This window comes from Acidithiobacillus ferrivorans, assembly GCF_016250455.1.
GTDB classification, from domain to species: Bacteria; Pseudomonadota; Gammaproteobacteria; order Acidithiobacillales; family Acidithiobacillaceae; genus Acidithiobacillus; species Acidithiobacillus ferrivorans.
Map to the genome: position 1 here is coordinate 47,710 of NZ_CP059488.1, position 20,294 is coordinate 68,003.

The window sequence follows — 20,294 nt, forward strand, 5'->3', positions numbered from 1 at the left end:
TAATGGCTCGTTCATCATGCCTGCGCCTCCTCCTCCGTCAGGGACCAGCGCGCCCGCACCGGGAAATCCGCGGTGGCTGGCTGGGCCCGCTCCGTGTGCAGTGCGCCGGTCAGGGCGATCATCGCCGCATTGTCGGTGCAATGAGCAAGGTCGGCGATAAAGACTTCGACCCCGTCCGACTCCAGCCCGTTCAGCGCGGCCCGCAACGCCCGGTTGGCACCCACCCCACCCGCCACGATCAGGCGTTTCAGCCCGGTTTGGCGCAGGGCGCGCTGACATTTCTTAAACAGCGTTTCTACCACCGCCGCCTGAAAACTGGCGGCCAGATCCATCCGTCTTTGGGCATCGTCGGCGGCGATCGGCATGGCGGCCAGGCGGAAGGCCGTTTTCAGGCCACTGAAGCTGAAGTCCAGTCCCGGCCGGTCCAGCAGTGGCCGGGGCAGGCGAAGAGCCTGGGCATCTCCGCCCTCCGCCAGTGCCGCCAGCGCTGGCCCACCGGGATAGCCGAGACCCAACATCTTGGCTGCCTTGTCGAAGGCTTCACCGGCCGCATCGTCCAGCGTCTCCCCTAACAAAACATAGTCGCCGATGCCCCGGACTTCCACCAGCATCGTATGCCCACCGGAAACCAGCAGGGCCACCGCCGGGAAGGGGTCCACGCCATTCAGTAGCGGGGCCAGCAGATGGCCTTCCAGATGATGCACGGGGATCACCGGAATATCCCAGCCCATGGCGAGGCCGCGGGCAAAATTCACCCCCACCAGCAGAGCACCGATGAGCCCCGGTCCGGCGGTGACCGCGATGGCGTCAGGGCGCTGTCCGCCGGTTTGCGCCAGCAGCTCGTTGAGCAGCAAGGGCAGGCGGCGCACATGATCGCGTGACGCCAGTTCCGGCACAACGCCGCCGTAGGGCGCGTGCAGGGCAATCTGGCTGAACAGCACTTCGCCGAGCAGGCCACGCTGGCGGTCGTAGAGGGCAAGCCCGGTTTCATCGCAGGAGCTTTCAATGCCCAGGATCCGCTCAATCATGGCGCACCTGCTCTGGCCGCGTGGCGGCGGGTTGTCCGATGCGGCTCTGCAGCCAGTCCAGCTCCGGCTCCGAAAAACCCGCCGCCCGCCGCGCCGTCAATGCCAGCGGCCCCTGAATCCGTCCCCGATAACGCTGCTGAAGGAGTGCCATGAAGGTACTGTCCGGCTCCAGCCCGCGTTGTGCACAGAGGTAGCGAAACCAGCGGCTGCCCACCGCCACATGTCCGCGCTCATCGCTTTCAATGCGCGCCAGCACGGCGGCCGCTTCTGCATCCCCTGCGGCCAGCAGTCGCTCGCGCATGGCCGGGGTGACATCCAGTCCCCGCGCCTCCAGCACACGCGGCACCAGCGCCATGCGCTCCAACGGGTCCGCCGCCGTGTCCATGGCCATTTCCCAGAGACCATCGTGGGCGGGCAGATCGCCATAATCACCGCCGAGGCGCTGCAACTGCTGACGCAGGAGGACGAAATGCTCCGCCTCTTCCTGCGCCACCCGCAACCAGTCGCGGTAGAAATCCTCAGGAAGACCGGGGAAGCGATAGAGGGCATCGAGCGCTAGGTTGATGGCATTGAATTCAATGTGCGCCAGGGCGTGCAACAAAGCGAAGCGGCCTGCCTGCGTATGCAGGGCACGGCGTTTGGGCAAGTCTTTGGGGCCCAACAGCAGGGGATGGCTCGGTCGCCCCGGTGTGGCGGAAAGGGGTGGGGCCGAGACTTCCGGCATGGATGCCAGCGGCCAGCGCAAAGCCCGTACTTGCTCTACTTTTTGTTGTGGATCAGCAGCATAGAGGGCCGCGCCCACAGCGGCCCAAGCCTGTGTATCTGACTGCATATCAGTCCCTCATCACGCCGTCACGACCTTCGCCAGCCCGGCTGAGCCAGTTCACGACGGCGAAAGAGGAAGAAGTATAGCAGGGTATGGGTGATTTCCTGCGCGACACTCCCTGAGTTACGACGGATGGGCGTTGAATTGCGGATTCACATCATGAACGGGGACGGCGTTGATCCAGTCCCAAGAGTTGCCCAGATATATGGTGCCACCGACTATGGTCGGATTGACGATGCCAAAACGCCCACCGACCTTGTATTGATGGATCATCTTCCCGTTCTTCGGATCGATGGCATAAATATCCGGTCCCGTGGAAATATACAGGGTATGATCATAGTAGGTCGGCGCGCCGCGACCGGCACCAGCCGGGCCGGGGTTGGGCACATGCCAGGTCCACGCCACTTTACCGGTATGCAAGTCAATGGCTTCATAGGCGGACGTGACCGGTGAACCCACATAGACCGTATGATCATGAATCATAGGCACGCCCCCCTTGAATGCCGGAACTCTTGATCCGCGTCCCATGTCATCGGTCCACAGGACCTTGCCATTACGCGCATCGAAAGCCCGCACCAGGGTGGTCATGGTGGGTTTACCCTGGATCATCTGCGGATTTGCCACCGAATCCATGACCACGATGCCATTCGCCACAGCGGGCGGCACATCCCCCATGCCCGTATTCACGGCACCGGGAATTTCGCCCTTCCATAATACCTTGCCCGTCTGCATATTCAGGGCATACAGACCAGGAATGACGGACATGGAGACGTAGACTTTTCCGTCCCACACGATGGGGCTGGACATGTTGGCGATACCGCCGACATGGGTACGCCACATTTTCCGGCCATCCGCTGAACGGATGCGATAAATGTTGCCATCTCCGGTGCTGATGAAGAGGGAATGATCGGCGTAGGCTGGGGTCGGCATGGCGTCACCAGCAGTTTTGAAACTCCAGAGCAGTTTGCCGTTGGTTCGGTCCAGACAGAATATCCCGTTGTAGCTGATGTCCTTGCCGCGCCCCGCCTGGGCCGGATGCTTGGCGTATTTCATCACGTTGGCGAAGTTAAAGGATACGCTTCCGGCAGACAGGTACACATGCGTGCCGACCACCAGCGGATTGCCCATCAGCGTATTGGCGACCGGACTGGTTCTCCAGATCAGTTTGCCCGTCCGTGCATTGACGGCATAGGCGAACATGTCATCGCTCTCGGCGTACACCACGCCCTTGACAACAGAGACCCCGAGCGCATTACCGTAAAACTGGGTCTGCACCGGCAGGGCCTCTTTGATGCCATAGACCTTTTCCCCATAAGGATGCGGGTCGCCCAACGGCCAGGCCCGGGCCTCCGGGAAATTCCAGCGTACACCCTCACGAATCCAGGCCGGCGCGCTGGCGGCAACCGGAAAGGCGGCATTATGTTGCGGGTTACCATAGGCATGGGTCCACGCCGTGGGGCCGACCTGATCGACGGGTGCGGGGGCGTTTTGCGGCAGGTACAGGACGGCAAATGGACTCTGCGGATCTAACGCGTTGTTGACCGGGTCCAGCGGGACCGTAGCGGTCTGCGCCCAGGCCGTGCCGGATATTAACGTACATATTGCGGATAAAACGACAGCTTTGCGGATTTTCATTTTATTATCTCCTCAAGGAAGGGAAGCGCCTGCGCGCCGTTAAAAATTTATCAATCAGAAATAAACCATATAACCAATTAATAAATTGTTATTAATCATGCAGTAATCGCACATTAGGCAGATCAATTGATCCCGTCAAGGACAAAAATTGTAACATGATGAAACAGCGTTACAATTAGTTACATGTAATAATGAATAATCACTCTATGTAATGCATTATCTGGTGATTTCGCGTTATAGGGATTCGTAGGGCGCATTATTTTTGGATCGGCGCGTCCGTTCTCGAACGCGGGGTGGGCCGTCTGCACCGTCGCGCTAGACAGGTTGTCGTAGAATATGTACAGTAACACGTACATATTTGGAGGCTTGTTATGGATGCGATTACCTATACCACCGTTCGTGCAAACCTCGCCAGCGCCATGGACCGCGTTTGCGACGACCACGAACCCTTGATCATTACCCGCAATGGCGAACAGTCCGTCGTGATGCTCTCGCTCGAAGACTACAAGGCGCTGGAGGAAACCGCCTACCTCTTGCGTACCCCCGCCAACGCCAAGCGCCTTCTCGCGGCCGTCGCACAACTGAACGCCGGTAAAGGCGTTGAGCGGAAGCTGGCGAAGTGAGGCTGATCTTCTCTGACGATGCATGGGAAGACTACCTATATTGGCAGAAGCAAGACAAGCGCATGGTCGAGCGAATCAATAAACTGATACATGAGACACAGCGTGAACCCTTCGCGGGAGTTGGCAAACCCGAGGCACTGAAGCATGCTCTTTCAGGATTTTGGTCACGCCGTATTACGGATGAGCATCGCATGGTGTATCGAATAGAAGGTGATGCATTGATGATTGCTCAGTTACGTTTCCACTACTGAGACGCCCCATCGGGATAGGTCCACCGCGCTTTTCAGCGAATTCACTGTGAGCCTCAGCGAGTCACTTACCAGGCCTGTCACGCTCGCCATCACCCGCTCCCCCGCGCGTGAGTTGGGCGCGGATGCCGCAATTTCGGATTGGACTTCCTTCAGACCCCGCCTCGCGACGACGCCCTTGCCCTTCTCCTTGCCTTCGGCTCTGCGTAAACCTGGCCATAGGACTCGCACCTATGAAGTAACACGCCATGCCCGGCGCACACGTAGAGCTAATCGGACGCTGCGCGGCCTTATCGCGCCGCGTCCCCTGCAACGCCGGGTTAGCCCGCAGATTGGCAAGCTGCGCGGCAGACTGTATGCTGGAACCGTTATGGTGCCATTATGGTTGGAGAAAGCTATGCCTACAACGCTGACGTTGAAGAACATTCCGGATGAGGTGTACGAACGCCTGAAGGTTGCAGCGGAAGCGCACCGTCGCAGCCTCAACAGTGAGGCGATTGTGTGCCTTGAGACCGTGCTTACGCCGACCAAGATAGCTCCCAGCGAACGGCTTGCGCGTGCGCGCCAGCTAAGGGCGGGGTTGAGCACAACGAAGTTTCTAGCGCGCGACATTGACATCCTGAAGAGGCAGGGACGTCCATGATTGTCGTGGACTCGAATGTGCTGGCGTATTTGTATCTGCCCGGCGAGTACACCTCGGTCGCAGAAGCCCTGCTCGAACACGACCCAAATTGGGCTGCGCCGGTTCTTTGGCGAAGTGAATTTCGAAACATCCTGGCTGGCTGGGTACCTTAGACGCGGAAGCCTGACGTTCCAGCAAGCGCATAGCCTCCAGTGTGAGGCAGAAGATTTGCTCGCTGGAGCCGAATACGAAGTGGACTCGCTCAGTGTCTTGGAACTGGTGCGGGATAGCGAATGTTCAGCATATGACTGCGAGTTTGTCGCACTAGCGATGAAATTGGGCACGAAGCTGGTAACGATGGACGGTAAGTTGTTAGGGGCGTTTCCAGGCATCGCGGTCGCGCTTTCTGGGGGCTAATCGGGATAGGAAGAAGTCTCACGGCCCCTACCTCCCTCCCACACCACCGGACGTACGGATCACGTATCTAGCGGTTCGATGAATTGAATGCTTACCGGGCCACAAGGCTCGGCACCTATGAAGTAACGCGCCATGCCCGGCGCACCGTAAAGTTGAGGGGGCAGCCCGTTTCTGGGCTGTCCCATTCGAACGAAGGGTTGGGCTGAATGTGTTCGCAAACGTGATGCTCCATGGGTATCAGCTATTAAACCGCTCTATCCAAACACCAGGCTCACGGTGCTGATGAAAGAATGAAACTACCAGCAACTCATCTGGACTTGGTAGATAAATTAGCGTGTAGGGAAATTTGCGGAATAACACACGCCGGAACTCTTCTTCTTCGATGCGCAAATGCCCAAAGGGATTGCGAAGCGCTGACGCAACTGCCGCGTCAGCGGCACGGGCGAACTCAAAACCAAGCCCCAGCGCTTTTGACTCATACCAAATCTGCGCTTCCAGAAGCTCATGCTCTGCCTCTGGACGGAGCACGACTAACATCACGGTTTATTCGGAAATAATTTGGATCGAACCTGTTCCCATGGGATGGCGGTGGAAGGATCAGCACGGTGCGCAGCAACGCGACGATGCAACTCGGCTTTTTGAGCTTGTGACAATTCAACGGTATCAGGTGCCTCTGCAGCAATGCTATCCCATATGTCCTCAACGAGCTGGATGCGCTCGGAAACGGACAACTTCATGTATTCAATAGTGGCAGTGGGAGTAGGCATGGACGTAGTATAAATCAAGGCCAACGTTAAGGTAAAGGTGGCCGGCCCAACGTGTTTAAGGGGTACGCCGCTTTTGGCGCGTCCCGCTTGAACGATGGGTTTTGGGCAGCGCTGATCGAAGAGACACTGCGTACTACTTCCGTTGCGCCCAGTAGCCGGGACGACGCCTGTGATGCGCCACGGCGAGAATTTGAAGCTCCTCTGTGGTGACCTGATAGATGATGCTATATGGGAATCGACGGAGGATATATCGCCAGCGCTTGCTTCGGAACACAGCACCGAGCAGAGGGTTGTCCAGAACGAGATTGGCCGTGCGTTCAAACTCAGCCACAAGCGCGAGACCAAGCTCGACACCCGCCTTCAGCGTATAGAATGCTGCTGCGTCGTGCAGTTCGGCGAGCGCCGGTGGAATAACGACGAGCTTCACTTCAGCGCTGCACGGACCTGTGCCAGAGCGTCAGCAATCGGAATGACTTGCAACACCCCACTTTCGATGTCAGAGATTCTGCGCTCGGTTTCGGCGGCCCACGCTTCCTCAATCTCGGAATCTTCGTCGAGACTAGCGAGTAATAGCTGAGCGAAAGCTGCGCGCTCCCCTGCAGTTAGTTTCAGGGCTTCGGCTTCGAGCAATTCGAGTTGATTTCCCATGGCTAATGTCTCCGTAAAGATAATATTAAGTTATACCGTGAGGTTGGTGCCGAGTGAAGGGGAAATGTCCAACGAGATGCCCAATCGGGATGGGGGAAGACCTCGCGATCTTGCCCCCCTCCACACCACCGTGCATACGGGACCGTACACGGCGGTTCAATGAACAATTTCCTGTCATCCCGCGAGGGATGGCAGACCCATACTGCTGAAGATCCTCGCTGGCAGTGCCAGCGATAGCGCCGGGGTTTTCGACAGGCGCCACGGGCCGTGTGCGCTTTTACTAGTGTTCCATGCTTCGCGCACAGATACGCCGCGTTTGCGCAATTCCCGATAACCCGCCCCTCCCCATTGCTTCCAGATAGCGGTTGATGAGGCGCAACAGGGCCGGGTCATTGGTGCGCTGTTTGAGCCGCACCATGAGCCGATCGTGATTGACGCGATCAAAGAACGCTTCGATGTCGGTGTCCACCACCCAGGCATAGCCTGCGCGGATATCCGCCTGGACTTGTCGCACGGCCTGATGCGCCGAGCGTCCGGGGCGGAACCCGTAACTGCAAAAGTAGGTTGTCAGATGCTGTTCTGTCACTCTTCATGCAGTTCCCTCGTCGTTCATTGTTCGGGCCTTCAGTGGTGCCACCCACTTACTATGCCCTCTGCTGACTTCTCCACGGTATTCAGCACCCGTTTCCAGATGCCCAGCTTCAATCCTCCGAAGCACCGGAGAGACTTCCCGGGGTAAGACACGTCACTTTCGCCGCGCGAGCGCCGGATTTACAAAGTGCATCCCAACCTCCGCAGATGGAGGACTTCGCGGTCATGCACCCGCTCGTCCCGGATGCACCACGCCTCCTATCCGGTTTTTGTTCATCGCCCCGCAGCTTTGGAGTCGAGTCAGCTTCCTTCAGACCCTGTTTCGCGACAACGCCCTTGCCCTTCTCCTTGCCTTCGGCTCTGCGTAAACCTGGCCATAGGACTCGTACCTATGAAGTAACGCGCCATACCCGGCGCACACGTCTGAATTCACCGGCCTGCGCGGCTTTTCGCGCAGGTCCGGTGGAATGATGGGTTGGGCATCATATGCCGGTGACCGAATAGCCCAAGCTTGGAATGAAGGAAATGTTCCATATCCGTTCGATCATCACCTGTGCCGTTTTCATTGCAAGCTGAGTATCCGTTGCATTCGGCTCATATTTCAACTTATGGACAATCTTGTTCCGAAACCCTCGAACTGCATCTACGTCTTTGAATAGAGAATTTGGCAAAACATCCCAGAGTTCCAGCAAATTGGAGATCATGCTAATAGTGAAATCCCGACCGACTAGCAAATCACGTCTCTCCCGATTGATCTTCTTTTGGCCGTTCTCATATTCGCAATTGAGGCCATCAAGATGACGTTCCCACAAGTAGGCGATGCTGCCCTCCGTGATGAACCAGGCGAGAATTAAAGATGTCTCGTAGTTGCCAACTTTGTATTCGCTTAAGCTCTTTGCGAAGGATGCCAAGTCCTTTTCGGAACCTGGAGCATTTAAGACCGACTCAAACTGAGTCGAAGCAAACTGAATGACGTCGAGTGGTACGACTTGGCGCATCATGATCTTGGAGTCGTACTCAATCGGCATCCAGTGCGGGTAGCTTGAAAGATGTCGGCCCATTTGAAAAACTGACGCGATGCTTTCTATCGCGATGTTTTCCCCTACGCTCTTGCCGCCCTCGTACCGAACGCGGAATGCATCTCGGTTCGTGATCTCGTGGAGATTAAAGTAGGCGAATTTGGAAACCTGTAGCATCGCCGAGTCAAGAAGTAGGTAGAAAGCGTTAAGATAATCGAGATAATCGCCCCACCGTTTTACGATGTCTTCAATTCCCCCTGGCATTTCCGGCTCAGGATCCCGTTCCAAAGCTTCAATGCGGAGCATGATTCGACCGTCCCTGCAAACCTTGATCGTGTAGGAATCCGTTTCACGCGAAAAGACTTCCTTTGCCATTTGGTCATGGAACCAGCCTTCTCGGTTCTGATTTGAGAAGTCGGGTTTGCTGCATGCCCAGAACGGCCTCGACGGGTAAAACGCTGTAAATTGGTTTATTGGCACGCCCTTGAGCTCCGTGATGATACCCAACGTCTGAATTCACCGGCCTTGCGCGGCTTTATGCGCAAGGTCCGGTGGAATGATGGGTTGGGCATCTGCGCTCAGATACTGGAAAGCACATACACACAGTCGATAATGCCTGCGGCCATAAACACAAATGCGATTACTCCACACCAAAAACGCCGCGCCGTTGCTTTAGCAAGTGCAGCTTCGATTTCAGCTGGCAGATCAAGGCAAATAAGCGTTCGCCCCGGCAAATGACCGCCAACCGATACGGCCGCAGACAGTAGGAAAAGCACGACTGGCACAAACCAGCCAATTCCAATAACCGTTATCGGCGAAGAGCCTGTCGGCAGAAAAAGTTTGATTAGTCCCACATAGACAGGAATTGCAGTCAGCGCAGTTCCAACCATCGTCTTACAAAACTCCCGACCGACTTCAACGGAATCGAGAAATAGCTGCTGCCCGGCTTCGAGTACAGCCTTGGCATGCGGGGACAACGGCTCAACCGACTCTATGACAACGGGTGATGACTTGGTGTTCATGCAATATCGTCCGGAACGACTTTTACATCGTTGATGATCGTTCCAAATGACTCCTCAAGTCTTACGACAGCTTGGAAATGCTCGTTCTTAGCCGGACATGTAAATATTCGCTTGAATCTCTTGTAGGTCGGCTTGGAATCCATCATTGCTGACGTCATGTGATAAAGAACGTAGCTTCGATCAACCGCCAGCCGGTAGCTGTGCTCCTCTGAGCACAAGGGGCACACGATCTGAAGTTCCTCTGTTTCATCGTCCAAGATCAATCTCCTCAGAATGCCCAACGTTTGACATAAGGGGCGCGCTTTAGCGCGTCCCGCTTGATGGATGAGTTAGACGCGCTTGCCATGTTGTTTAATTAAATTGACCAAATCATCAGCTAGAATTTCATACCGTTCTTCAGTGCTGCTACTGTCTGAAGATTTAATGAAGTTATTTACGCCACTGGTTTTAACTAGCACTATGCTTTTTTCATTTTGAGTGCTTTCAAGTTTCAAATCATCGTATGTTTCAACATGACCACTGCTTGTTTCAGTCCACGAGTGTTTAAGCCACATTTCTCCTCTTGCTCCATGATGTTCACTACTAGCCATTTATTTCTCCTTGTGATCTAACGTGCCGCTAACCGGCGCGACGTCAGGAGCGTCCGGTTCAGCGGCTGGTTATGTGTGTCTTTCTACACCACGAAAGTGTGTGCGTTTGTTGAATGATTGAACGTGATTGGAACGTCTTCACCAATGACCGTCTTCTTCAGAGAAATCCCACACTCAAACGTACGATCATCATTGATGGTAAGACGCTCCACGTCCAGTATCTGACTGTAGAGCGCGTAGTTGATTCTCGCGCTCCTCTTCAAATCTTCAATCCCGGACACTTCTCGCTTGGCGATAGAAGTCTGGACTTTGTGTATCCACTCGAAGACCTCAAAACGAATGTGCCTCCTAATTTCAATCTCGACAATAGGCACAGCCTTCTTCAGCATATCAATTAGGTCTGCATATTCCCTTTTGATTTCCTCTGCGGCAGACACCTGAAGAAGGTGCTCTCTCTCGGTGTAGAAACACGCGTCTTTATTGGTGATATTCAGATAATCGGTACTTGTCTTCGTGTAATAGTGCTCGATTTCGCCCCTCGGCAGGATATATACATTGGCCGCACCAAATGATTTCAGGAGTTGTGCGAATCGGCCAATAACCAGATTGAGCTTACCCAAGTCCCCACCGGAAAATATTTCCCGAAGGTCATTTTCGACATTTAGAACGCCAAGAAGCATCAGGACTCGTTTCCTGTGAAGCTCCTCAGGTGTCAGTTCACGCATTGCCTTTGCTAGTCTAGAGACACTCGGCATTGTGGGATCTTTGGCAATGAGAGAATCTGCCAGTTCGACGAGAATTCTCTCTAACTCGCCGATGGCTGCCGCGGTCGTTTGACCTATCCCGTGTTCCTGCACATATGCAACAGCCCGTGCGTCATCACTTGCCACGCTCCGCAATCTACCCCGAAAAATGGCATCCAGATCGGCAATAACCCTACAGTCCACCTTCAATGCGCTGCACAGCTTGTAAAAGACGCCAAGCTCATCTTTGCCACCAACATCAATTACACAAGATCCGGCTGCACCAATGTTGATCCCCAGCTTCTCGAAAATGATGGTGATGACCTGTTGGTCGGTATGCCCTTCGACAAACACTGGGTTTGGTGAAAAGAAGAACTGCTTGTGATGCGTATTAAAGCGTGGAAGAAATCGGCTTAGTATGTACCTGTCGTTATCATCAAGCTCGCCGACATACGCGGGAACTTTTCCTGGACTACAAACCAAAATACTCTTCAGGTCATCGATCGACTTAATGTCAATGAAATATGGCGAGTGCGTGACAATGAATATTAGCTTCTTGCTTGGGTCATTTAATGGATTCCCGGCGATCTTTCGAATTTCTTCAAGAAAGAACGACTGATATTGAGGATGCAAGTGCAGCTCTGGCTCATCAAATATTATGCAGTTCTTTTCTGGATCATACAGAAACGTGAGAAGTGTTATCAGCTCCTTGAGCCCGTGGCACTCGCTTTCGCTTAGGCCGTATTCATCACCTGCTTTTATGTTCTGCATCTTGGGCTTGAGGAAGCCCCCTTCCTCGGAAAGCCTAATTGTCTTTCCAAAAATATCTGATAGCAGCGCCTCGATCTTTATGCGAATGTCGAGGCGTTCCCTAAGAATTATAATTCCTGAGGATGATAGACCTACGTTCTCTGCCCTAGACTTATAATCGGCCAGGATTGAGAGATCGAAGCCCCGCTGCAGGTTCCCGCCCCCGTAACGCCCCTCCTGTTGCTTTTCCAATCCAACAAGACGCTCTGCACTCAAATATCTTGAAGCTATACCTCCACCATTAAATTGCTGCTTTATCTGCATTGCCAATAACGACTTGCCAGTGCCATTTGGCCCGACCAGATAATTAATTGCACCCCACTGATGTTTTTTAAAGTGCTCCTGCCCCCAAAGAAATGGGATGGATATATCGACGTGTTTTTCAAACATTTTGTGTTGCCCTTGAATTTAGCCGCGAATGTGTTGGCGATGAAGCACATAACGTAATTTAGAAAACGACTGCACAGCCCCGCCCACGTCGCCTAAATTTTTCCAGCCCCACCCGCCACCCAGAAAATCAAGCACCCAACACCCTCCTGCAACATTTATAGCAGCCTAAATTTTTCCGGATGAACGCCACACGCAAACGAATCCGCACAGAAATGCAGATCAGCACCTATTCTTGTCCACAAACCTACACCAATTCATGATCCTACTCAATCCACCCCATGATTCCCTCCCCTCCAACGAAAAAGCGCCCCGAAAGGCGCCCACCACTACAATCAGCGCACCGATAACAAAACTACACCACTAAATCCCTCTCCGGCTTCCGCACCACCTGCCCGAACCACACATAAAACGCCGGGATCACAAAGAGCGAAACCAGCGACCCGAAGCTCAGACCGCTGACAATGACCAGTCCCATGGAGAACCGCGCATCGGCATTACCGCCACTGGCGAAAAGCAGGGGTACGGCGCCGGCGATCATCGCCGCTACCGTCATGAGGATGGGACGTAGGCGCAGGGTTGCCGCCTCCACCACTGCATGGCGTCGGTCTAAATGCTTTTCCTCCTGCATGACACGGGCAAATTGCACGATAAGAATGCCCTGTTTAGCGATCAGGCCGATGAGCATGACCATTCCCACCTCAGAATAGATATTGACACTGGAAACCCCCAGACTAATGGGCAGTAAGGCCCCGAAAAGGGCGACGGGCACCGCGGTGAGCACCACTAGGGCGTCGCGGAAGCTGTTGAATTGCGCCGCCAGCAGCAGCAGGACCATCAACAGCGCAAAAGCGAAGGTGACCACCAGCGCACTGCCCTGATGCATGTACTGACGAGAGACACCGGCATAGTGGATCTGATCACCGGCGGGCAGGATTTTCTGGGCATGATCCCGCAGGAATTGCAGGGCTTGGCCCAGAGACACCCCCGGTGCTGGATTGGCTTGAATGAAGACCGCAGGCAACTGCTGGAACTGCGGCAGGAAGGTGGGTGCCGGTCGCGACTGTAGAGAAACAAAGGTGGACAGTGGCACCTGCGCACCGGATGGCGTCTTGATGGTGTAGGCCTTCAGGAAATCCGGATTGGCGCGCAGCGCGGGCGGCACTTGGGGCACGACGCGGTAGCTGAGGCCATCCATGTCGAAATAATTGACATAGTTGCCGCCCAGCAGGGTTTCCAGATTCTGCCCGATATCCGCCATGCTCAGACCGAAGGAGGCCGCCATCTGCCGGTTGATATGAATTTCCTGGATCTGATTGTTGTACTTCAGATTTTTGCAGACGAAGGAGAACAGGCCACTGGCTCTGGCCTCCTGTACCAGCTTGCCGGAGACGGCGTCCAGTTGATGGTAACCGCCGCCGGTACTGGTGATCACAAACTGCACCGGCAGCCCCACCGCCGCACCCGGCAAGGGCGGCAGGCCGAAGGCGGAAAGCTTCATGCCCGGCACCTGCTCGGCCAGTTTCTGCACTTTTTCTTTGACCTGTTGAGTGGTCACATCGCCGCGCTCGGGTTTGAGCACCACACCCGCCATCACATCGTTATTCAGCAACATGCCGCCAATACCCACCCCGTTGACCGCGAAACTGTGGCTGCGACTGTCTATTTTGTTAAAGACAGTCTGGGTCAGATAGTGGTCGTAGGCATTCATGTATTCCAGGGTCGCCGTCGGCTGGGCGACGCCGTTGACATAGACGATGCCCTGATTGGCCGGCGGGGCGAGCTCGCTCTGACTGATGGAGAAGAGGAAATAAATGCCGACGGTGAGGACCAGCGCCAGCGTCACGGTTGCCGGCCAGACCCGCAGGCTCTGAAACAAGGTGTGACCATACAGGGCCTTGAGTCGCCCGAAAACGTGGTCCACCAGATGCGCCATCCGGCCGGCGTGCCCCGCCTTCAGGACCCGCGAGGCGAGCATGGGGGCGAGGGTCAGGGCGGCCACCATGGACAGTATCACCGTGGCGACAACGGTAAAGGCAAATTCGCTGAACAAATGCCCCACCAGACCGCCAATGAAAGCCATGGGCGCGAATACCGCCACCAGCGTCGTCGCCATGACCAGGATGGGGCTGGCCAGTTCACGGGCGCTGGTCAGGGCGGCGTGCAGCGGCGTGGCGCCGTTTTCGATATGTCGATGGACGTTCTCCACAACGATAATGGCGTCATCCACCACCAGCCCGATGGCCAGCACCATGGCCAGCAGGGTGAGCAGATTGAGGGTGTAACCGAGGGTATGGAGGATGGTGATCGCCCCCACCATCGCCACCGGAATCGCCAGGACCGGCACGATCAGTGCCCGCCACGAGCCCATGAAGAAGTAGATCACCAGGATGACCACCAGCAGCGCGAGGGCGATATTGACTTCCACTTCCTGCAGGGAGCTTTTGACGAATTGCGCGCCATTGTAAATGGTGTAGCCCTTCATGCCCGGCGGCATGGTCGAGTCCAACTGGGTCATGACTTTTTGAATACCCTGAGACACTTTCAGGGCGTTACTGCCGGGGGCCTGCTGGATGCCGATATTGACCGCGGGCTGACCGTCCACCATAACGGATGAGTCATAGGTCTGGGCACCCAGGGAGACTTTGGCCACCTGTCCCAGATGAATCGGCACCCCATGTACCGTCGCCACCACCAGATTGCGGAACTCGGCGGCGCTGTGCAAGGCGGTGTTGGCACTCAGGGAAACCGCCGTGTACTGACCGCGCAGACGACCAACCGCCGCGACGAAATCATTCTGCTTCAGGGCGGCACTGACCTGCGCGGGGGTAATGCCCAGCACGGCCATTTCCTGGGGATTCAGCCAGACGCGCATGGCGTAGGTATTGCCGTTGGGGCCGGTGCCCGGCGGCAGAATGGAAGTCAGCCCTACCCCTGGTACCGACTGAATGGCGGGCTGCACCACGCGGGTCAGGTAGTCGGTGATCTGCTGCTGATTGAAGCCTTTACCATGGTAGCTCAGCAACATCAGGTAGGCACCGGAACCGGACATTTCCTGCACCACGGGCTGCATCACCCCCTTGGGGAGCTGATTGAGGACCGTATTGACCTTACTCTGCACCTGGGACAAGGCCGCATTGGGATCTTCGCCCATGCGCATATAGAGGGTGAGGATGGAAATGCCGTCCTCACTCACCGCCGTCATGTAGTTGATGCCGGGGGCTTGGCCGACGGCTTTCTCCAGCGGCGCCGTAATAAAAGCGTTGACGGTCTTCGGAGTCGCCCCGAAGTAGTGGGTGGTCACTGTAATCATGGAGCTGTTGGTGGGCGGATACTCGGTGATGGGCATCAGGCCGAGGGAGCGCAGCCCGAAGAAAAACAGCACCAGACTCAGGGAAATGGCGAGGATGGGGCGGCGGATAAAGGGTTCGGTGAAATGCATGTGGATCCTCAGAGATGCACGGCGTTATTGATGCGCACATGGTCGCCGCTGTGCAGCTTGACTTGCCCGGCCGTGACCACCAGATCCCCAGCCTTCAGGCCGGAGCGGATGACGACTTCGCCAGCGCGCTGCGTGCCCGTGGTCACCAATTGTTCTTTGGCGATGAGCGTCTGGTCCGGGCCACCGGGGGTTAATACGTAGACAAAATCGCCGTAGGTGTTAAAGCTCACGGCGACCATGGGAATCATCAGGCGCGCGCTGGGGGCTTCTTTTTGCAGAACGACGCGGACGAACATGCCCGGCTTCAGACCCTGAGGTGCATCGATGCGCGCGCGGACGCTGACCGCCCGGTTTTGTGCATCGACATCGCTGGAGATGGCTTGCACTTTGGCGTTGTAGTGACGCAGGATATCGCCGTTATGCACGTCAATCCGTAGCTGTGCCCCTGTCTGTACGTCCTGCACATTGCGCTGCGGGACGCTGAAGTCGGCATAGAGCTGCTGCAGATTTTCGATGTGCACCACCGGCATGCCGGCGTGGATATATTCACCCGGATTTACGGTACGCAAGCCCAGGATCCCGGCGAAGGGCGCACGGATCTGCGTGTCCGCCAGCGATTCCCGCAAGGCCGTCACCCGAGCCTGTGCCGCACTCGCACCATAGCGAGCCTTATCCAGGGCGGCGGTGGAGATGCCATGGATGGCGAAAACCTTTTCGGCGCGCTGGTAGTCTACCCGGGCGAGGGCAGCTTGGGCCTGCGCGGCCTGTAACTGGCCAGGCAGAGCGCCAGGGTCCAGGGACAGGAGCAATTGTCCTTTCTGTACGGTGGCACCGGAGTGAAAACCGATACGCTGCACCACACCGCCGGTCTGCGGGCTGAGCACCGCTCCCTGTTGCGGCACGATTTCGCCCACGGCAGTCAGCTCGCCCGCCATCGACTTACTCTGCACACGGGTGGCGGAAACGGTGACCGCCGGGTTGGCGGCAGCCGCCAGGCGGGCATGCAACTGACCCTGACGCCATTGGTACCAGCCATAGACACTGCCGAAGAGCAGCACGACGACGATACCCAGTAAGAAAAAGACCTTCTTCATGCAGGGGCTCCTTGCGCGTTTTGAACGATAGAATGGGTTTTGGCATCGGTAGCCGTGACAGCGCTGGGATCAGGTCGCCAGCCATCGCCCAGGGCGACAAAGAGCGCGACGCTGTCCAGATAACGCTGACTGCGCGCGGTGATGGCGGCGACGGTATCCTGCTGATAGGCGATCTCGGCATTGAGGACCGTGGCATAGTCGGTGGCCCCGTCGCGGTAGCGGGCTTCGGCCAGGTGCAGGGCGGCCCCAGCGGCTTTTTGCGCAGCCAGATGGTACTGATAAGCTGCATCAGCGCCCTGCAAAGCACGCAAGGCGTCGGCCACTTCGCGGAAGGCGTTGAGCACGGTGCCGCGATAGTGATCACTGACCACCTTGTACTGATCGAGGGCCGCGCGGCGCTGGGCGTGCAGCGCGCCGCCGTTATACAGCGGTGCCGCTATCCCCGCGCCCAGCGACCAGAGGGTCGAAATGGGGTTGAAGAACATCCCCCCCGTCATGGCCGCCTTACCGATGTCCGCCGTGATATTAAACTGCGGATAGAGATTGGCGGTGGCCACATCCGCCTGCGCCGCCGCCACCTTCAGCTCCGCCGTCGCCGCCTGAATGTCCGGGCGCTGCGCGGCCAAAGCCGAAGGCAGGCTGGTGGGCAGGCTGGCCGGCAATTGCAGGCTGGCGAGCGTCGGCATCGACAGATCGGCATCGGGAGTCTGGCCCAGCAAGGCCGCCAGGCCATGGCGCGCCGCTGCCACATCCGCCTGCAAGGGGGCAATGCGCGCTTGCGCCGCGGCGGTGATGGCCGCTTGCTGATCCACACTTTGCAGGTTCTGATAACCCAGTTGATATTCCTGCTGCAGCAGATGCAGCAGATGCGCATCGGCGGCGGCAATCTGTTGGGCGGCATTAAGCTGCGCCTGCGCCGCCGCGCCGCTGATCACCGCGCGGCTCACCGCCGCCGCCAAAAAGACTTCACTCTGATGCAGACTGGCACGGCTCACTGCCGCCTGGGCCTTGGCGGCGTGGACCAGATCGGCCTGTCGACCAAATACATCGGGGTTGTAGTGGACGTCGACGGTGCCTAGCAGCAGGCTGTAGAGATTGCCGGGAATGCGATAGCTCGCCCCGCCGTTCGCGCCGGTCCGTTGTGCCCGCCCGCGACTGACTCCGGCACCGGCACCCACGCTGGGCAGTAGTCCGCCCTGGGCCACCGCAATCAAAGACTGCTCGCGCGCCAGGGCCGCCTGCGCCGCCTGTACATCCGGGTTGGCCTGCATGGCCTGGCGGATATAGTCATTCAACGGTGTCGAACGGAAGAGCGACCACCAGGCCTGTGCCTCTTGCGTGGTCCACTGGACCCGCTGCTGAGCACTGTGCAGATTTATGGGATGGGCGTTATAGGTCTTGGGCGCTGGGACAGCCGGTGTGCTGAGATGCGGGCCAACAGCGCAGCCCGCCGCAGCGACAACTCCGAGCAGGGCACCCAGCCGGGCTATAGCCGGAGTCGAACGCCCCGCTTTCTGCCGCCCCTGGCCGTGCAGATATCTAGCGCTTTTCATGTAAAACCCTCACTCAGTTGATATACGGGAATAAGCGGCCCTATCCGCAAGCACCGAGAGAGCAACTCCCCGCGCAGCTGTCGCAACAGAGAAAAATGGTAGCGGGAATGCCTGTAACAGTCTTTGTTGCAGGCCGGTTAAAACGTAACAGACTGTCACTTTGGCGGCGGTCGTGAGGCTCTGTTACATTTGGCCTTGGCCCACGAGAGAACAAGGGATTACCATGTGCACATGGATATCCAAAAACAGATTTTGGTGGTGGATGATGACCTGCGCCTGCGCAGTTTGGTGGAGTCGCACCTGCAGGGTTTTGGTTTTGCCGTAAGAGGCATCAGTGATGGGCGCCAGATCGAAACCCTGCTCGCCGAAACCACCATTGATCTGATTGTTCTCGATCTGGGGCTGCCCCATGAAGACGGTCTGCAAATCTGCCGACGGCTGCGCCAGCATCATGATGTTCCTATCCTCATGCTCACCGCGCGCGGCGATGAAATAGACCGCATCCTGGGCTTGGAGATGGGCGCCGATGACTATCTCGCCAAGCCTTTTCACCCCCGCGAACTGGTGGCCCGCATCCAGGCAATCCTGCGCCGGACCCGCGCTGCCGTCCCTCGCCCCGAAGCGGTAGCAGCCCCCTTCCAATGCGGCCCGTTCACCGTGGATATGGGCCGGCAAGAGATTCAACTGGGCGGGCAAACCTTGTCTCTCACCAGTGCCGAGTTCCAGACCCTGGCGACACTCATTCAGCATGAGGGCCAGCCCCTGACCCGCGAAAAGCTCATGTGGCTGACCCGTGGCCGACAACTGGAAAGTGACGACCGCAGCATTGATATGCAGATCTCCCGCCTGCGCCGTCTGCTTGACAGCTCCCCCGGCCGGCCCCGGCATATCCGCACGGTCTGGGGTCATGGTTACCTGTTTGTCGCAGAGCCCTGATGAACATGCGGAGCTTCTGGCCGCGCAGTACTTTGGGGCGGACCGTGCTCCTGCTGGCAGTTCTACTGCTGGGGACCCAAGGCGCCGTCTATGTCCTGTTTCATCAATACGTGCTGAATCCTGCCGCCGAACGCTTCGCGGAATTCCTCTGGCAGACGGATCACGCCCTGATTGCCGCTGGTGCCGAACGCTCATCCGCTGGCGGCCTGCAATGGCGATCCGCCCACGACCTGCCCGGCATCCCCGCCAACAAGTATTTTTTGCGCCAGAGCGCTGGTTATCTGGCGCGGATGTCTCCGGGGGCCGCATTGCGGATTGGTCCCAGTGATACGGATGCCACCTGGCTGTGGATTCGCGGTGGCCGCCATGAACCCTGGCTGGGCATGCGCGCGTCGCCCATGAATTTCGGCGGGCAAGGTTTCATGTTTATGCGCCTCGGCGTCATCGCCCTGTGTACATTGCTTGGTGCCTGGCTCATCGTTCGCCAGATCAACCGCCCCCTGGCCCGGCTGGCCGTGGAGGCGCAGCGCATTGGCCGGGGCGACATGCCGGAATCCCTCAAACCCATTGGCGGGCCTCTGGAGGTGCGTCATCTGGAGCAAGCCATTACCAGTATGGCTAACGATCTGCATCGCCTGCACGAAGAACGCACCCTGCTACTCACCGGCATTTCTCACGAATTACGTACCCCACTGTCGCGCATGTTGCTGACCCTGCATCTTCAGGGGCACGATCTGTTGGCCGAAAAAGCGTCCATGCTGGTAGATGTCAGCGAAATGGACGAGACTATCGACAAGTTTCTGACCCTGGTGCGCAGTGGAGACCAGGAAAAAGTCATCCAGGTGGAGGTGCGCGAGTGGGTGGCCGAAATGGCCGCGACGGCCGAGGAACGCTACGGCCTGGAGGTGCAGGTAGTGCATTCTGTCGGGGATGCCGCCTTACCGCCCTTGCACTGCCGCCCCCTGGCGCTGGAACGCGTATTCCGCAATCTTTTTGACAACACCCGGCGTTACGGTGGCGGACGCCTGGATATGCGGATCATCCGCCATCCGGCCCGTACCGAAATCTGTCTGCGCGACTATGGCCCCGGCGTGCCGGAACGCGACATCGGGCCGATGAACGACGGTACCTTGCCGCGCCAGTCTGGGCACGGTTCCGGCATTGGCCTGCGGATTTGCCAGCGCATCATGGCGTTGCATAGCGGCATCCTCCGCTTCGCCAATGCCGAAACGGGTGGCTTGATCGCTCACTTGTCATTTCCTGACAAAGAGGCCTAATAGCAGAGGGTGTTTG

At 57.3% G+C, this 20,294-nt stretch carries 21 protein-coding genes; 5 read left to right on the plus strand and 16 right to left on the minus strand.

The features are described from left to right. Positions 1 to 14: 14 nt before the first annotated feature. The 3 genes from tsaD to H2515_RS00180 all read right to left on the minus strand — a co-directional run bounded on the left by tsaD (position 15) and on the right by H2515_RS00180 (position 3,489). Positions 15 to 1,028, minus strand: a complete 1,014-nt coding sequence (tsaD, locus tag H2515_RS00170; protein ID WP_198660623.1) for a tRNA (adenosine(37)-N6)-threonylcarbamoyltransferase complex transferase subunit TsaD — start codon at positions 1,026 to 1,028, stop codon at positions 15 to 17. Then, positions 1,021 to 1,860 (minus strand): ferritin-like domain-containing protein, encoded by an 840-nt coding sequence (locus H2515_RS00175; protein ID WP_198660624.1) that lies wholly within the window; start codon positions 1,858 to 1,860, stop codon positions 1,021 to 1,023. The genes tsaD and H2515_RS00175 overlap by 8 nt, the downstream gene beginning before the upstream one ends. A 117-nt stretch (positions 1,861 to 1,977) precedes the next feature. Then, positions 1,978 to 3,489, minus strand: a complete 1,512-nt coding sequence (locus tag H2515_RS00180) for an outer membrane protein assembly factor BamB family protein (RefSeq protein ID WP_198660625.1) — start codon at positions 3,487 to 3,489, stop codon at positions 1,978 to 1,980. Between the two features lie 371 nt (positions 3,490 to 3,860). On the opposite strand from H2515_RS00180, the gene H2515_RS00185 reads away from it, so the two are divergent. From H2515_RS00185 to H2515_RS15905, 3 genes are read left to right on the plus strand one after another with little or no spacing between them, the layout of a single operon-like run. Continuing rightward, complete coding sequence (locus H2515_RS00185) at positions 3,861 to 4,112, plus strand: type II toxin-antitoxin system Phd/YefM family antitoxin (RefSeq protein WP_035191769.1); 252 nt, start codon at positions 3,861 to 3,863, stop codon at positions 4,110 to 4,112. After that, the gene (locus H2515_RS00190; protein ID WP_035191770.1) at positions 4,109 to 4,363 is read left to right on the plus strand and encodes a Txe/YoeB family addiction module toxin; all 255 of its coding nucleotides are present in this window, start codon (positions 4,109 to 4,111) and stop codon (positions 4,361 to 4,363) included. Before H2515_RS00185 ends, H2515_RS00190 begins: the two co-directional genes overlap by 4 nt. 46 nt (positions 4,364 to 4,409) lie before the next feature. Continuing rightward, complete coding sequence (locus H2515_RS15905) at positions 4,410 to 5,003, plus strand: FitA-like ribbon-helix-helix domain-containing protein (RefSeq protein WP_232821471.1); 594 nt, start codon at positions 4,410 to 4,412, stop codon at positions 5,001 to 5,003. 633 nt (positions 5,004 to 5,636) lie between these two features. Here H2515_RS15905 and H2515_RS00200 read toward each other — a convergent pair. From H2515_RS00200 to H2515_RS00260, 13 genes are all read right to left on the minus strand, one after another. Further along, the gene (locus H2515_RS00200) at positions 5,637 to 5,936 is read right to left on the minus strand and encodes a hypothetical protein (RefSeq protein WP_198660626.1); all 300 of its coding nucleotides are present in this window, start codon (positions 5,934 to 5,936) and stop codon (positions 5,637 to 5,639) included. Beyond that, on the minus strand, positions 5,936 to 6,166 hold the full coding sequence (locus H2515_RS16415; protein ID WP_408626827.1) for an addiction module protein: 231 nt from the start codon (positions 6,164 to 6,166) through the stop codon (positions 5,936 to 5,938). The genes H2515_RS00200 and H2515_RS16415 overlap by 1 nt, the downstream gene beginning before the upstream one ends. Before the next feature lie 133 nt (positions 6,167 to 6,299). Continuing rightward, on the minus strand, positions 6,300 to 6,593 hold the full coding sequence (locus H2515_RS00210) for a type II toxin-antitoxin system RelE/ParE family toxin (RefSeq protein ID WP_198660628.1): 294 nt from the start codon (positions 6,591 to 6,593) through the stop codon (positions 6,300 to 6,302). Then, entirely contained in the window at positions 6,590 to 6,814 is a 225-nt protein-coding gene (locus tag H2515_RS00215; RefSeq protein WP_198660629.1) for an addiction module protein, read from the minus strand. Before H2515_RS00215 ends, H2515_RS00210 begins: the two co-directional genes overlap by 4 nt. A 280-nt stretch (positions 6,815 to 7,094) precedes the next feature. Next, a complete protein-coding gene (locus H2515_RS00220) occupies positions 7,095 to 7,400 on the minus strand; it encodes a reverse transcriptase domain-containing protein (protein ID WP_232821472.1) in 306 nt (101 codons plus the stop codon). Between the two features lie 487 nt (positions 7,401 to 7,887). Beyond that, the gene (locus H2515_RS00225) at positions 7,888 to 8,931 is read right to left on the minus strand and encodes a hypothetical protein (RefSeq protein ID WP_198660630.1); all 1,044 of its coding nucleotides are present in this window, start codon (positions 8,929 to 8,931) and stop codon (positions 7,888 to 7,890) included. A gap of 71 nt (positions 8,932 to 9,002) precedes the next feature. Beyond that, positions 9,003 to 9,446: a hypothetical protein gene (locus H2515_RS00230; protein ID WP_198660631.1), complete on the minus strand. Its 444-nt coding sequence runs from the start codon at positions 9,444 to 9,446 to the stop codon at positions 9,003 to 9,005. After that, a complete protein-coding gene (locus tag H2515_RS00235; RefSeq protein WP_198660632.1) occupies positions 9,443 to 9,703 on the minus strand; it encodes a hypothetical protein in 261 nt (86 codons plus the stop codon). The genes H2515_RS00230 and H2515_RS00235 overlap by 4 nt, the downstream gene beginning before the upstream one ends. 72 nt (positions 9,704 to 9,775) lie before the next feature. Then, the gene (locus H2515_RS00240; protein WP_198660633.1) at positions 9,776 to 10,036 is read right to left on the minus strand and encodes a hypothetical protein; all 261 of its coding nucleotides are present in this window, start codon (positions 10,034 to 10,036) and stop codon (positions 9,776 to 9,778) included. A gap of 83 nt (positions 10,037 to 10,119) precedes the next feature. Next, positions 10,120 to 11,979: an ATP-dependent nuclease gene (locus tag H2515_RS00245; RefSeq protein WP_198660634.1), complete on the minus strand. Its 1,860-nt coding sequence runs from the start codon at positions 11,977 to 11,979 to the stop codon at positions 10,120 to 10,122. A gap of 352 nt (positions 11,980 to 12,331) precedes the next feature. Further along, positions 12,332 to 15,418 carry an efflux RND transporter permease subunit gene (locus tag H2515_RS00250; RefSeq protein ID WP_198660635.1) on the minus strand — a complete coding sequence of 1,029 codons (3,087 nt, stop codon included), beginning with the start codon at positions 15,416 to 15,418 and terminating at the stop codon, positions 12,332 to 12,334. 8 nt (positions 15,419 to 15,426) lie between these two features. Further along, positions 15,427 to 16,512, minus strand: a complete 1,086-nt coding sequence (locus tag H2515_RS00255; protein WP_198660636.1) for an efflux RND transporter periplasmic adaptor subunit — start codon at positions 16,510 to 16,512, stop codon at positions 15,427 to 15,429. After that, positions 16,509 to 18,065 carry an efflux transporter outer membrane subunit gene (locus H2515_RS00260; RefSeq protein WP_014027565.1) on the minus strand — a complete coding sequence of 519 codons (1,557 nt, stop codon included), beginning with the start codon at positions 18,063 to 18,065 and terminating at the stop codon, positions 16,509 to 16,511. Before H2515_RS00260 ends, H2515_RS00255 begins: the two co-directional genes overlap by 4 nt. 231 nt (positions 18,066 to 18,296) lie before the next feature. Between H2515_RS00260 and H2515_RS00265 the strand changes: the two genes are divergently transcribed. Both H2515_RS00265 and H2515_RS00270 read left to right on the plus strand, forming a co-directional pair. Beyond that, the gene (locus tag H2515_RS00265; RefSeq protein ID WP_041648258.1) at positions 18,297 to 19,001 is read left to right on the plus strand and encodes a response regulator; all 705 of its coding nucleotides are present in this window, start codon (positions 18,297 to 18,299) and stop codon (positions 18,999 to 19,001) included. After that, positions 19,001 to 20,278: an ATP-binding protein gene (locus H2515_RS00270; protein ID WP_198660637.1), complete on the plus strand. Its 1,278-nt coding sequence runs from the start codon at positions 19,001 to 19,003 to the stop codon at positions 20,276 to 20,278. The genes H2515_RS00265 and H2515_RS00270 overlap by 1 nt, the downstream gene beginning before the upstream one ends. The last annotated feature ends 16 nt before the right edge of the window (positions 20,279 to 20,294 follow it).